The organism is Methylobacterium sp. 37f, assembly GCF_023093475.1.
In the GTDB taxonomy this organism is placed as follows: Bacteria; Pseudomonadota; Alphaproteobacteria; order Rhizobiales; family Beijerinckiaceae; genus Methylobacterium.
Genome location: NZ_JAGHKN010000025.1, coordinates 1 through 12,635, shown reverse-complemented (window position 1 = coordinate 12,635; position 12,635 = coordinate 1). Strand labels below are relative to the sequence as shown.

Genomic DNA, 12,635 nt, shown 5'->3' with positions numbered 1-12,635 from the left:
GGGCGTTCCCCCCTCCTCCCGGGCCCTCACAGGTCCAGCGTGACGCTCAACCCGTCATAGGCCGGCACCACGTTCGGCGGCAGCCTGGCGCTCAGCGTGGCGTAGTCGAGATCGGTGTGCAGGTTGGTCAGGATGGCGCGGCGCGGACGCACCCGCGCGATCAGCGCCAGGGCGTCCGAGACCGAGTAATGCGTCGGATGCGGGGTCTCCCGCAGGGCGTCGATGATCAGCAGGTCGAGGCCGTGCAGCCGATCCTGCGCCGCCTCCGGCATCAGGCTGACATCGGGGGCGTAGGCCACCGGGCCGAAGCGGAATCCGAGCGCCGCCTCGTTGCCGTGCTCCAGGCCGAAGGGCAGGGCCGTCACCGCTCCGCCGGGGCCGTCCACCTGCATCGCCTCCCCATCCGCCAGGTCGTTCATGTCGAGGATCGGCGGGTACTCGCTGCCGGGCGGGGTCTCGAAGCAATAGCCGAAGCGGGCCTCCAGCAGGCTCCGGGTCCGGGCATCGGCGAAAACCGGAATGCGCCGGCGCATATGGATCACGAGGGCGCGCACGTCGTCGATGCCGTGGGTGTGGTCGGCATGCGCATGGGTGAAGAGGATCGCGTCGAGGCGCTGGACCGCCCGCCCCAGCAGCTGCTCGCGCAGGTCGGGGGAGGTGTCGACCAGGAGGGTGGTGGCCGCGTCGCTCCTGGTCGCATCGCGCCCGTCTCTATGCCGCTCGACCAGGATCGAGCAGCGACGGCGCCGGTTCCTCGGCTCGCCCGGATCGCAGGCCCCCCAGCCGTAGCCGACGCGAGGCACGCCGCCCGACGAACCGCAGCCGAGGATCGTCACCGTCAATGAACCCATCCGCCCCTCCGTGCCCGTTGGTATCGGAGGCGGGCAGGGCCTGTCACGCCCCGATCCGAGCCCCCTGCCCGGCTCAGGCCGCGGCCTTGTGGAACAGCCGATGGAAATTGGCCGTGGTCAGGGCGGCGAAGTCCGGGAGTTCCAGGGCGAGGGTCTGGGCCAGGGAGCGGGCAGTGTCCGCCGTGTAGGCCGGCTCGTTGGTGCGGCCGCGATGCGGCTCGGGCGCCAGGAACGGGGCATCGGTCTCCACCAGGATGCGGTCGCGCGGCACCGTGAGGGCGATCGCCCGCAGGTCGTGCGAGCGCCGGAAGGTGACGATGCCGGAGAACGACACGAACAGGCCGAGCTCGACTCCTACCGCGGCGAGGCGCGCGCCGGACGAGAAGCAGTGGAGGACGGCCGTGAAGGCGCCGCGCCCCATCTCGTCGACGAGGATCGCCTCCATCTCGGCATCGGCATCGCGGGAATGGATGACGAGCGGCAGCCCAGTCTCGCGTGCGGCGGCGATGTGGCGTCGGAAAACCCGCTCCTGCACCGCCTCCGGAGCCGCATTGTCGTAGTGGAAGTCGAGCCCCGCCTCGCCGATGCCGATGCAGCGGGGATGGTGCGTGTGGGCCACGATGGCCTCGGTCGGCACGTCCGGTTCGTCGCCGGCCCCGTCCGGATGGGTGCCGATGGTGTGCCAGATCTCCGGATGCGCCTCGGACAGGGCCTCGTAGGTCCGCGCCCTGGCGACCCGCGTCGAAATCGTAACCATCCGGGTCACGCCGGCGGACCGGGCACGGGCGATGACGCCCGGCAGATCCTCCGAAAAGTTCGGAAAATCGAGATGGCAGTGGCTGTCGACCAGCATGGGGGGGCTCGGGATTCCTTGAACCATCTGAAGCAGGCCGGCAGGAACGCTGGCAGCGGGAGGCTAAAGCCTCAGCCCGCGCCGCCCTTCGCCCTGACGTAGCTCCTCAACACCGCGTTGATCCGAGACTGATAGCCTTTGCCGAGGCTTCGAAAGTGGCGCAGCACTTCCGGATCGAGGCGCAGCGTGATTTGCTCCTTTGCTTCCGGCTTGGCAACGGGCAGCCGATCCCAGAAGCCGTCCGGCACCGTGCCTGCATCCGGATCCTGCAGGGCACGATGAGCCACGTCCTCATCGCTGAGGGCCTTGAAGGCCGGGCTCAACGGCTCGGCGGGCGGCATCGCATCGAGGCTGTCAAACCGCACCGTCGTCCCGGGCTCGGAGATACGCTTCCCGGTCATGTCGTCCCGCCTTCCATGCTGAGATAATCCGGATGTCGTCGCCGCGCGGTGTGTGAACCACGCAGAGCACCGTTCCCTCATACGTGCCCAGGGTTATGAACCGCGGCTCGCCGTAGGCACCTCGGGTATCCTCACGCGTGAGTCGAAATCCGCGGAAGACCTCAGCGGCTTGCCGGAAGCCGACAAGGTGCTTGGATTGGTTTGCCGCGTCCTTCTGCGGGTCCCATTGAAAACCCATCAGGCCCTGTCGTTACAGAATGTAGTGCGAGACGATCGAGCCTTCCAGTCCTCTTCCTCAACCCGACCTCCGCCTCAGGCGGACGGCGCCTCCGGCTCGACGAAGCGCGGGAACAGGCCCGCGGGGGCGGGGAGTGCCGTTCCGGGAACGAGGCGGCCGCCCTCCCCCACGTCGACGAGCTGCCGCCGGTCCATCGGCACGGCCAGGAGATCGAGGAGCCGGGCACCGGAGCCCGGCATGAAGGGCTGAACCAGGATGCCGATGGCCCGCAGGGTCTCGGCCACCACGTAGAGCGAGGCCGCCATCCGGGCCGGATCGGATTTGCGCAGCACCCAGGGCTTCTGGGCGTCGAAGTAGCGGTCGGCGGCGGTGATCACGGACCAGATCTCGGCGAGCGCGGTATGGAGGGCGAGCTTGTCCATCGCCGTCCGCACGGTGGCGGGCAAGGCGTCGGCCAGCGCCAGCAGGGCGCGGTCGTCCTCGGTGAGATCGCCATGTTCGGGAACCGCGCCGGAACAGTTCTTGGCGATCATCGAGAGCGAGCGCTGGGCGAGGTTGCCGAGGCCGTTCGAGAGGTCCGCCGTGTAGCGGGTGATGATCGCCTCGTGGCTGTAATTGCCGTCGCCGCCGAAGGGCACCTCGCGCAGCACGAAGTGGCGCACCGCGTCGACGCCGTACGTCGCGATCAGATCCATCGGGTCGACGACGTTGCCCAGCGACTTTGACATCTTCTCGCCCTTGGAGAGCAGGAAGCCGTGGCCGAAGACGCGCTTGGGCAGGGCCAGGCCGGCCGACATCAGGAAGGCCGGCCAGTACACCGCGTGGAAGCGCACGATGTCCTTGCCGATGACGTGCAGGTCCATCGGCCAGAATTTCGCCCGCGCGTCGGCCTCGTCGGGAAAACCCGTGACGGTGAGATAGTTGGTCAGGGCATCGACCCAGACGTACATGACGTGGTCCGGGTAGCCCGGCACCGGCACGCCCCAGTCGAAATTGGTGCGGCTGACGGAGAAGTCCTTCAGGCCCGAGCGCACGAAGCTCGCCACCTCGTTGCGCCGGGTCTCCGGTCCGATGAAGTCGGGCTCGGCCTCGTACAGGGCGAGCAGCCGGTCCTGATAGGCGGACAGACGGAACAGGAAATTCTCCTCCTCCATCCAGGTCAGGGGCGTGCCGGTCTCGCGCGAGCGCCGCTCGCCGTCGGGACTGATCTCGGTCTCGTCCTCGGCGTAGTAGGCCTCGTCGCGCACCGAGTACCAGCCGGCATATTTCGACAGGTAGAGGTCGCCGTTGGCCTCCATCCGGCGCCACAGTTCCTGGGCGGCGGCGTAATGATCGGGCTCGGTGGTGCGGATGAAGCGGTCGTGGCTGCATCCGAGCGCCTCGGCCATGGCGCGGAAGCGCGCGGACATGTCGTCGACGAGGTCGCGCGGCGTGATCCCGGCCTTGGCGGCGGTCTGCTGAATCTTGATGCCGTGCTCGTCGGTGCCGGTGGAGAACAGCACGTCGTAGCCGTCGAGGCGCTTGAAGCGCGCGATCGCGTCCGTGGCGATCACCTCGTAGGCGTGGCCGATATGCGGCGCGCCGTTCGGATAGGAGATCGCGGTGGAGAGGCTGAAGGTCTTGGCGGCGGCCGGGTCGGTGGCGGTCACGTCGAAAGGTTCCCCGGATACAGGGTTCATGGGATCACGGGCCGGCGCGACGGTATCGGATCCTAGGATACCAGCCCGCGTCAGACGGCGCGGAGCGCACCGGCCAGGTCTCCGAACAGGGACAGGACCAGGGGCCGGCGGTCGAGATTGTAGGTTGCGGCCTCCCGCGCGGCGCGGGCGATCTTGTCACACACCTCGATCAGGGCCGCAAGGCGGGCGGGCGGCTCGTGCCGGCGCCGGTCGAGTTCGGCCGAGACGAAGCGGAACACCGTGTCGAGGCTGTCGGCGAACAGATCGTCGGATTCGCGCCCGCTGAGCTTCTCGGCCAGGGCCAGGATGCGGCGCCAGTCCGGGTGGTCCAGGCGGGCGAGCAGGGTCTCGACCTCCGCGACGAGGTTGGCGCGGGCGGGATCGAGCATCGCCACCGCCTGCGCCACCGACCCCTCCGCGAGCTGCGCCGCCCGGGCGAGCGCCTGCGGATCGGGCTGCCCGAAGGGCGGGGCGAACCGGGTGATCACCCGCGCCACGTCCGCCTCGGCCAGGGGGCGCAGGGTGAGGGCGCGGCAGCGCGAGCGGATGGTCGGCAGCAGCCGTCCCGGCGCGTGGCTGACGATGAGGAACAGGCAGCGCGGCGGGGGCTCCTCCACCATCTTGAGCAGCGCGTTGGCGCTGTTGGCGTTCAGGTCCTCGGCGCTGTCGACGATGCAGATGCGGTAGCCGCCCGCGCTGCCCGCCGTGGAGCCGAAGAGCGCGAGGGCGCCCCGGGCCGCATCGACCGAGATCTTGGTCGCCAACGTCTTGGCATTGGCCGCGCGGGTCCGGCGCAGGGCCACGAGGTTCGGATGCGACAGGGCCGCCACCTGCCGGGCCGCCGGATGGGACGGATCGACCGCGAGGGTGTCGGGCACGTCCCGCGCCGTCGGATGGGCGATGAGCCAGCGGGCGACCCGGTAGGCCAGCGTCGCCTTGCCGATGCCGCGCGGGCCGCCGATGAGCCAGGCATGGTGCAGGCGCCCGGAGCCGATCGCCTCGACGAAGGCGGCCTCCGCCTCCGCGTGGCCGACGAGGTCGGCCTGCTCGCGCGGGCGCGGGACCTCGGGGAGGTCGCCCGGCTCGACATCCTCGGGGGCGCGCTCAGGCCGCATCGTCATGCTTCGGACCGCCCTGCTTGGGACCGTCCTGCCCCGAATCGTCCTGCCCCGGCCCGTCTTGCTCGGGCCCGGCCGAGCCGCGCAGGAGGCGGGGCAGGCGCTCGGCGACGACGGCGCGGATCGCCGCCTCCACCGCATCGGCCGGCAGGGCGGCGTTGACGACGGCGCAGCGCTTCGGCTCCTCCGCCGCGATGGCCAGGAAGGCCGAGCGCAGACGGGCATGGAAGGCGAGGGCCTCCGCCTCGAAACGGTCGACCGCCCCGTCGGAACCGGCCTCGCGGCGCGCCCGCGCCCGCGCGAGGCCAAGCTCCGGGTCGCAATCGAGGATCAGGGTCAGGTCGGGCCGGGTCGGGCCGACGACGACGCGCTCGAGGGCGCCGAGGACGGCCGGGTCGAGGCCGCCGGCCGCGCCCTGATAGGCCCGGGTCGAGTCGGCGAAGCGATCGCAGAGCACGATCTCGCCCCGGGCCAAGGCGGGACGGATCCGGGTGTCGAGATGGTCGATCCGGGCGGCGGAGAACAGCAGCGCCTCGGCGAAGGGACCGTGGGGCTTGGCCAGCCCCGACAGCAGCGCCTCGCGGATGCGCTCGGCCTTGACCGAGCCGCCGGGCTCCCGCGTCGTCAGCACGGGGCGGCCGGATTCCGTGCGCAGATGCGCGGCGAGGCGGCGGATCTGGGTGGACTTGCCGGCCCCCTCCCCGCCCTCGAAGGTGATGAAGGTCCCTCCCCCCGATCCGGCCGCCGTCACGATTTCGCGCCGGCCTTCTCGAAGGCTTTGCGGAACAGGCCGGTGCCGACCTCCCAGGTCGCGTCGAGCGCCCGCTGCGGGATGGTGCCCGCCTCCACGGTGTCGCCCGCATAGAGCGGCTGGTCGAGGGCCTGGGTGTCGCCGCGGGTGATGCGCAGGCGGCCGATCTCGCGGCCCTGTTCGACGGGGGCGACCAGGGGTCCCTGGTAGACCACCTTGGCGGTGATCCGGTCGCCGGAGCCCCGCGGCAGCAGCACCCGCACGGCCTTCTTGGCGACGAGCGGCACGCTGCCGGCCGCGCCGCCGTAGACGGAGGCCTCCGCCACGGTCTCGCCGCTGGTGAAGATCTGGCGCGGCTCGAAGGCGCGGAAGCCCCATTCCATCAGCTTGCGCGATTCCGCGGCCCGGTCGCGGGCGGTCTTCAGCCCGCTCACCACCATGATCAGGCGCTGACCGTTCTGCACAGCCGAGCCGGTGAGGCCGTAGCCCGATTCCTCCAGGTAGCCGGTCTTGAGCCCATCGGCGCCGATGTCGAGGGTGAGCAGCGGGTTGCGGTTCTGCTGCTTGATCTTGTTCCAGGTGAACTCGCGCTCGGCGAAGATCTTGTACAGGTCCGGGTAGGTCTCGATCAGGTGCAGGGCGAGCTTGGCGAGGTCGCGGGCGGTCACCTTCTGGTCGGGCGCCGAGTAGCCGGTGGCGTTGCGGAAGGTCGAGCGCGTCAGGCCGATCTCCTTCGCCCGCGCCGTCATCATCCGCCCGAAATTCTCCTCCGTGCCGGCGATGCCCTCGGCGATGGCGATGGCGGCATCGTTGCCCGACTGCACGATGAGGCCGCGCAGGAGATCGGACAGCTTGATGCGGCTGTTGAGCTGCGCGAACATCGAGGAGCCGCCGCCGCCCGCCCCGCCCCGGCGCCAGGCGTCCTCGGTGATCTGGAACTCCGAATCCATGGTGAGCCGGCCCCGCCGGATCTCGTTGAACACGATCTCGGTGGTCATCAGCTTGGCCATGCTGGCCGGCGAGAAGGGCTCGTCGGCCCCCTTCTCGAACAGCACCGAGCCGGAATCGGCATCGACCAGGATGGCGTGCGGCGCCGCCGTCTGAAAGCTCTGGGCCCGGGCGCCGCCCGTCTCGAAGAGGCTCAGCGCCGCCAGCACCGACGCCACGATCAAGCCCGGCACGACTGCGCGGCCCGATCTGCTGCGCCCTGCGAGGCCGGATCCGGTACGCTCCGCAAGGACCAATCTCAAACCCATTCCCCGCCTCACGCCGACCCGTCCATCGCCCCCACGATCAAGCGTGACGTTACAGGCATTCGCCGCCGAGATCGAACCCCAATCGCACCCGATTGTCGATGACGCGACGATGCGTCCGGAACACCACGGACAGGCCGAGGCGACGCTCAGCGCGCCTCGGCGAAGCGGGCGCGGGCCGACGCCTTGGCGACGAGCGCGGGCTTGCCGACCGAAACAGCCTTGGTCCCCGAGATAACCTTGGTCCCCGAGATAACCTTGGTCCCCGAGACAACCTTGCCCCCGGAGACAACCTTGGCCCCCGAAGCCAGCTTCGGTCCAGAAGCCACCTTCGTCCCGGACGCGATCGGGCCGGACGCCAGCGCCTTGCCCCCCCCGGGGGCGCTCCGCGCCGCCTCGGCCGAGACCTTAGCCGAGACCTTGGCGACAACGATCGCCTTCGGTGTCGGCCCGGATCGATGGCCGGCGTCGGATTGAGCGCCGAGGCCCGGCCTCAATGAAGACCCCGCCTTCAGGCTCGCCACCTGAACGGCAGGGGCCCGGGAGCCGCCCGCTTTCGGCGCGAGGCCCGCCATACCCTGCCCGGCCAGCCGGGCGGCGGCCATCCGGGCGGTCGCCGCGGCCGGGCCGGACTGAACCGTCGCGACGCGGCTCCCGCCGGCCGTCCCGGAGCGGACCGGCTCCGGCCGCGCACCGGCGAGCCGCAGGGGCGGCGGCGTGAGGCTGAGGGGGCTCGGGCGGGAGGCGGCCTGCGTCGTGCCCGCCTGCGGCTCGGGCAGGTTGTGCCGGACCGGCCGGAAGGCCTCGGCCCGCGCCGCCGTGGGCTGCAGGGCGGCCGGCACCGCCACGGTGGCGGCGCTCGCCATCAGCACCGGTGCGGACCGGACCGGGCGCGGCGCCGGCACGGCCTCCTCGGAAGCTTCCGGTGCCGCATCGCGGTCGCTGTCCGCCTTGAAGGCCAAAGCCGGCTGGGACGCACGGGCGAGGCGCTCGGAAGGCACCTGCGGCGCGTCGGGGCCGAGATCGGCCATCATGACCGGCCCCTGGCCGTGAACCCTTGCGGGCTGGCCGTCGGTGCGCAGGGTGGCGAGAAGCTTGCGGTCGTCGCTGCCGGCGGTCGAGGCTTTGCCGGCATACTCGACGCGGACCCGCGCGGTGCCGCTGCGGCGGAATTCCAGGGCCTCGGCCACCTCCTCGGAGACGTCCATCAGGCGGTTGGCATGATAGGGGCCGCGATCGTTGACCCGCACGATCATCGAGTGGCCGTTGGCGAGGTTGGTCACGCGGGCATAGCTCGGCAGCGGCAGGGTGGGGTGCGCGGCCGCGATCGAATGGCGGTCGAAGACCTCGCCGTTGGCGGTCATGCGGCCGTGGAAGGCCGAGCCGTACCAGGAGGCCAGGCCCTCGCGGACATACCCCTTGGCGTCGTCGCGGGGCACGTAGGTGCGCCCGGCCACCACGTAGGGCTTGCCGGAGAAGCGGCGTCCGCCGCCCTTCGGGATCACGTCGCCCTCGTTATAGAGGCGCGGGCTGGCCTTGACGCCGTATTTGGGATCGAGCGCGGAGCCGCTTCCCGAGGCTCCGGCGAGCTTCTGCGGGTTCTGGGCACAATTGGCGGTGGCGAGCGCCACGGCCGAGACGGCCAGCAGCCGCCAGAGCGGCAGCGGGGCCGGATCCTGGTGTTCCGGCTTCGTCCTACGCGCCATCGCGATGATCCGCCTCAAGCCCTCGCCCCGATACGCACAACACGCTGGATCGGCCCGCCGGCGGGCAAGAGCAGGACCGGCCGGACCCTCGACGGACGCACGCTGTGCCTCCCGTTCGATGGGCCAAGATTGTCCGGACGGCGTAAAGGAAGGCTGAACGGAACCGCGAAGCGGGTGTCCGGCAGCGTCGCCGGGCTCCGCCGACCCCCGCGGAAGCGTCGCCTCCGGAACCGGCGCCAAACCCCTGTCCCCACAGGCGAAGACGCCTCGGCCGTCCGGTTCGTCGAAGACTGCGGTGTGGCGGCGGGATCGGATACCGCCCCCTCGCCCGTTCCATGAGAAAACCCTGGCAACCTCTTGCCAGGGCTTCGTCATCGTCTCGCGTCGAGGCTCGGATACGGCCTCAGCGGCCGCCCGGATCGTTGAGCTGATCGATCGACCGGGCGCCGCGCTGCTTGAACAGCAGGTCGAGGGCCTCCAGCATCAGGCCGTGCATCTTGGCGCGCTCCGCATGGGCGATGTCGCGGAGCTGATCGTAGACCGGCGGCTCCAGATAGACCGACATCTGTCGGGCGCGCTGCTTCAGGGTGGCGTTGGGGCGTCGGCCGGGTGGGGCGCCGGTGTCGAGCTGGACGATCTCGGCGGTCTGGTGGGAAGGGTGGTGGGATGACCTGGGCGGGGAACTCGAGGCGGCGACGATGGAGGCGAGACTCAGCTTAGGCGGCTTTGGCATTCTTGATCACCTGCTTGATCCCCGGCTTACTCTCCGATCTGCTCACCTGCATGCGCTTCTCGATCCAGCCCCAGAGCTTGCGCACTTCCAGCGCGGCCTGCCCCTTCGGGTTGAACTCGGTGACGCCCTGACCGACGCCGATGGCGTCCTGGTGGTCGGTGCGGGCGACGATGTTGACGTCGGGCAGGATGCCCAGCACGGCGAGGCCGTCGGCGGCATCGCGGATGCGATAGGAGCGCGGCGGCGTCTGGTTCAGCACGAAGGCGAACTTCTTCTCCAGCCGGTAGATCGCCGCGAGCGTCGGCTTGAAGGCGCGCAGATCCGCGGGCGTCGGGCGGCACGGGATGATGCAGAGGTCGGCCGCACGGATCGCCGAGAGGGTGCCGGCGGAATCGACGCCCGGGGTATCGATGAAGACGTAGTCGTAGGCGGAATCGCGCAGCTGGTTCATCACGCCCTCGATCTGGGTCGCGTCGATCTGCGCGACCTCCGGACCCTCGGCGGTGCGATGATCGAGCCAGTCGCTGATCGTGGCCTGGCGATCCATCTCGAGGATGCAGACGGAGAGCCCGCGTTCCTGGGCGGCGACGGCCAGCGAGATGCAGAGCGTGCTCTTGCCGCTGCCCCCCTTCTGGGTGACGAACGTGATGGCTTTCATCCTGGCATCCCTTCGCGAGCGTCGATCAATTCGGGTGGCGTGGAATTCCGGTGGCGCGGAATCCCGGTGGCATGTGCGGCGGACGCATCCCGCAATCTGGATCGCCGGCGGTGGGCGGGGCGGTGGCCCCTGTCCCGTGCCCCTCGTCCTGTGACCCAAGGATGCTGCGATCCCGGTGTCGCGCATCATGGTTAACCAACGGTTAAGCCGTCGGCGCCGCCGAAGCCCGCATCGGCAATCTCAGGTTGCTAAAATTGGCATCGAATGTTGCCCGCGCCCTTTGCGTCAGCGGGTTTCCCCTCTAGGTTGTTCCTGTACCGGCGGGATGCGCGAGACCCCGATGCCAACCTCAGGTCGTCCTGACGTTTCCCGCCATGACCTTTCGAGCGCCCCGTCCAGGAGGCTCATGACGCGATCCCCCCTGCCGGATTCGGATGCGGATCTCCCCGGCGGCCTGCAGGCGGCGCTGTCCGCTTCGGGCGTCGTCGGCGTCTGGCTGCACGACATCTGGGCGGACCGCCTCGTGGTGTCGGACGCCGTGGCCGTGGCCCTCGGCGTGCCGCCGGAAGCGGGCCTGCGGGGCATTCCCCTGGCCACCCTCCTGGCGCGGACCCACGAGGACGACCGGGCGCGGGTCGACAATGCACTCCACGCCGCCATCGCGCGAGGCGGTGCCTTCGCGATCGCCTTCCGCACCGCCCACGCCCCGCGGCGGCTGGACCTACGCGGGCGCATCGAGGCGGACGCCGCCGGACGGCCGGCACGGGCGCGCGGCATCGTCCTCGACCTGACCGAGGAGCCGGCCGACGACCCCCGGGACCAGCATGCGGTGAACCGGATGGCCGAGCACGCCATCGCCCTGCGCGGCCTGGCCGACGCTCTCGCGCGGCCGGGCCTGTCCCGGCTCCTCGACCACCTGATGATCGAGATCGGCCACGAACTCGCCCGGCACCTCCGGGACGCGCCGGACGGACAGCGGCACTGACCGATTCGCGCAGGCGAGGGCGCCTGACGGAGTGACAGAATGGTGGAGGCCTCCTGCCGGTTCAGCGGGGCAGGGCCGCGGCCTCCCGCGCCGGGCGGACACCCTGGCTGGCCAGCGCCCGTACGGCGCCCCCTGCCCCGGGTCGCGCCAGGGCCTCGGCGTAGGCGGCGATCAGACCGGCGCAGTCGCGCGGCAGGCGTGCCGCCGGGGCGGGACCGGCTTCGCGACCGCCCGGCCCGGCCTGCCGCGCGGCCCGGGCCAGGAGGGTCCGCACGGCATCGGCCGCCGGACGATCCGGGCTCAGGCTCGGAGCCGACAGGACGTCCTGCAAAGCCAGAAGATCGCCCGTCCCGCCGATGGCGAGGCAGGCGTCAGGACCAGCATCAGGATCGGCATCAGGATCGGCATCAGGACCCACCTGGCGCATGGCTCGCAGGACGAGTCCGCCCAGTTCGGTCCAGGTCGCCGCATCGGCGCCCTGCAGGACCTGCCGGATCGCGCGCGCCGCCCGGGCGCGCAGGCGATCCAGGGCCTCGCCCTCGGAGATCCCGGCCCGGTAGCCATCGAGATAGCCGGAGGCCAGGGCGGACAGGATCTCGTCCCGCCCCGCCAGCGCCTCCAGCAGGGGCAGCGCCCGCAGAACCGCCGCCCGGGCGCCGGCGAGGCTCGGGTCGTCGTCGAGGGTGGAATCGGGGAAGCGGTCGGTGTCGACGAGTTCGGTGGCGACCCGGGCCCGGACCAGGCGCGCGGGATCGGGAATCCACAGGCTGTCGGAGGCGACGCCGAGGGCCTCGGCGGCGAAGGACGGGTCGACGCCCGCCGCCACGTAGGCCGCTCGCTCGACCGCGGCATCGGCCTGCACGACCTGGCCGAACAGGCCGGGATCGTAGGGCGCATGGAAGCCGAGGCGCCCGTCGGTCACCAGGGCGCGGGTGGTGCCGCGCACGAAGGCGAGGGTGCAGGCCGAGACGCAGTAATCCGGCACGTAGGTGGAAAGCCCCCGCGCCGCGATCAGGTCGCCGATCGCCGAAGCCTCCGCCACGAGGCCGCCCTCGCTGGTGAGGTGGATGCGCGTCACCGCGGGATGAGCCGCCAGGAGCGCGGCGAGGCGGTCGGCCGCGCCCTCCCTGATCTCGCCGGCGAACCGGATGTCGCGTCCGTGCGGGCCGAGCGCGATCCGGGCCGGCGGAGCCGGCGCCTGGGTGTGAAGCTGGTGCTCCAGGCGAAGGGACAGGGCCGCATAAGCACCGCCGAGGGCCGGGAGCGCGCCCGCGGCTGAAAGGGCGCCGCAGGCGGCGGCCGCCAGGACCATCGTGCCGCAGATCGTGCCCCATGGCCGGGCGCGACGCCCGAGTCCCGATCCGGCCGCCCGAACCCCGTCCGCTGCCATGCGCAAGCCCTCCCGAACC

13 protein-coding genes are annotated in these 12,635 nt (G+C 71.2%); 1 reads left to right on the top strand and 12 read right to left on the bottom strand.

Annotated features, from left to right (window positions below):
• Positions 1 to 26: 26 nt before the first annotated feature.
• The 11 genes from J7U37_RS16405 to J7U37_RS16355 form a co-directional block, all read right to left on the bottom strand.
• Positions 27 to 851 carry an MBL fold metallo-hydrolase gene (locus J7U37_RS16405; protein ID WP_247636406.1) on the bottom strand — a complete coding sequence of 275 codons (825 nt, stop codon included), beginning with the start codon at positions 849 to 851 and terminating at the stop codon, positions 27 to 29.
• 73 nt (positions 852 to 924) lie between these two features.
• Entirely contained in the window at positions 925 to 1,704 is a 780-nt protein-coding gene (locus J7U37_RS16400; protein WP_247636405.1) for a TatD family hydrolase, read from the bottom strand.
• A gap of 71 nt (positions 1,705 to 1,775) precedes the next feature.
• On the bottom strand, positions 1,776 to 2,045 hold the full coding sequence (locus J7U37_RS16395; RefSeq protein ID WP_056487501.1) for a BrnA antitoxin family protein: 270 nt from the start codon (positions 2,043 to 2,045) through the stop codon (positions 1,776 to 1,778).
• 13 nt (positions 2,046 to 2,058) lie between these two features.
• Positions 2,059 to 2,343, bottom strand: a complete 285-nt coding sequence (locus J7U37_RS16390) for a BrnT family toxin (RefSeq protein WP_082507923.1) — start codon at positions 2,341 to 2,343, stop codon at positions 2,059 to 2,061.
• Between the two features lie 74 nt (positions 2,344 to 2,417).
• Positions 2,418 to 3,992, bottom strand: coding sequence for a methionine--tRNA ligase (gene metG / locus J7U37_RS16385; RefSeq protein ID WP_247636404.1), 1,575 nt, complete (start codon positions 3,990 to 3,992; stop codon positions 2,418 to 2,420).
• An 80-nt stretch (positions 3,993 to 4,072) separates the two neighbouring features.
• Entirely contained in the window at positions 4,073 to 5,137 is a 1,065-nt protein-coding gene (locus J7U37_RS16380; protein ID WP_247636437.1) for a DNA polymerase III subunit delta', read from the bottom strand.
• Positions 5,127 to 5,891 carry a dTMP kinase gene (gene tmk / locus J7U37_RS16375; protein ID WP_247636403.1) on the bottom strand — a complete coding sequence of 255 codons (765 nt, stop codon included), beginning with the start codon at positions 5,889 to 5,891 and terminating at the stop codon, positions 5,127 to 5,129. The genes J7U37_RS16380 and tmk overlap by 11 nt, the downstream gene beginning before the upstream one ends.
• Positions 5,888 to 7,147, bottom strand: a complete 1,260-nt coding sequence (locus J7U37_RS16370) for a D-alanyl-D-alanine carboxypeptidase family protein (RefSeq protein ID WP_082504261.1) — start codon at positions 7,145 to 7,147, stop codon at positions 5,888 to 5,890. Before J7U37_RS16370 ends, tmk begins: the two co-directional genes overlap by 4 nt.
• A gap of 146 nt (positions 7,148 to 7,293) precedes the next feature.
• The gene (locus tag J7U37_RS16365) at positions 7,294 to 8,850 is read right to left on the bottom strand and encodes a septal ring lytic transglycosylase RlpA family protein (RefSeq protein ID WP_247636402.1); all 1,557 of its coding nucleotides are present in this window, start codon (positions 8,848 to 8,850) and stop codon (positions 7,294 to 7,296) included.
• Between the two features lie 403 nt (positions 8,851 to 9,253).
• Positions 9,254 to 9,583: a ribbon-helix-helix domain-containing protein gene (locus J7U37_RS16360; RefSeq protein ID WP_056184886.1), complete on the bottom strand. Its 330-nt coding sequence runs from the start codon at positions 9,581 to 9,583 to the stop codon at positions 9,254 to 9,256.
• Complete coding sequence (locus tag J7U37_RS16355; RefSeq protein ID WP_247636401.1) at positions 9,567 to 10,241, bottom strand: ParA family protein; 675 nt, start codon at positions 10,239 to 10,241, stop codon at positions 9,567 to 9,569. Before J7U37_RS16355 ends, J7U37_RS16360 begins: the two co-directional genes overlap by 17 nt.
• A gap of 406 nt (positions 10,242 to 10,647) precedes the next feature.
• Here J7U37_RS16355 and J7U37_RS16350 point away from each other — a divergent pair, with 406 nt between their 5' ends.
• The gene (locus tag J7U37_RS16350) at positions 10,648 to 11,226 is read left to right on the top strand and encodes a PAS domain-containing protein (protein ID WP_056184893.1); all 579 of its coding nucleotides are present in this window, start codon (positions 10,648 to 10,650) and stop codon (positions 11,224 to 11,226) included.
• A gap of 61 nt (positions 11,227 to 11,287) precedes the next feature.
• Here J7U37_RS16350 and J7U37_RS16345 read toward each other — a convergent pair.
• A partial coding sequence (locus tag J7U37_RS16345) for a hypothetical protein (protein ID WP_348772999.1) occupies positions 11,288 to 12,635 on the bottom strand: 1,348 nt, incomplete at its 5' end.

Bases quoted from the DNA above. Each gene is read 5' to 3' on its own strand.
- J7U37_RS16405 (WP_247636406.1), bottom strand. From the start codon at position 851: ATGGGTTCATTGACGGTGACGATCCTCGGCTGCGGTTCGTCGGGCGGC.
- J7U37_RS16400 (WP_247636405.1), bottom strand. From the start codon at position 1,704: ATGCTGGTCGACAGCCACTGCCATCTCGATTTTCCGAACTTTTCGGAG.
- J7U37_RS16395 (WP_056487501.1), bottom strand. From the start codon at position 2,045: ATGCCGCCCGCCGAGCCGTTGAGCCCGGCCTTCAAGGCCCTCAGCGAT.
- J7U37_RS16390 (WP_082507923.1), bottom strand. From the start codon at position 2,343: ATGGGTTTTCAATGGGACCCGCAGAAGGACGCGGCAAACCAATCCAAG.
- J7U37_RS16380 (WP_247636437.1), bottom strand. From the start codon at position 5,137: ATGCGGCCTGAGCGCGCCCCCGAGGATGTCGAGCCGGGCGACCTCCCC.
- J7U37_RS16370 (WP_082504261.1), bottom strand. From the start codon at position 7,147: ATGGGTTTGAGATTGGTCCTTGCGGAGCGTACCGGATCCGGCCTCGCA.
- J7U37_RS16365 (WP_247636402.1), bottom strand. From the start codon at position 8,850: ATGGCGCGTAGGACGAAGCCGGAACACCAGGATCCGGCCCCGCTGCCG.
- J7U37_RS16360 (WP_056184886.1), bottom strand. From the start codon at position 9,583: ATGCCAAAGCCGCCTAAGCTGAGTCTCGCCTCCATCGTCGCCGCCTCG.
- J7U37_RS16355 (WP_247636401.1), bottom strand. From the start codon at position 10,241: ATGAAAGCCATCACGTTCGTCACCCAGAAGGGGGGCAGCGGCAAGAGC.
- J7U37_RS16350 (WP_056184893.1), top strand. From the start codon at position 10,648: ATGACGCGATCCCCCCTGCCGGATTCGGATGCGGATCTCCCCGGCGGC.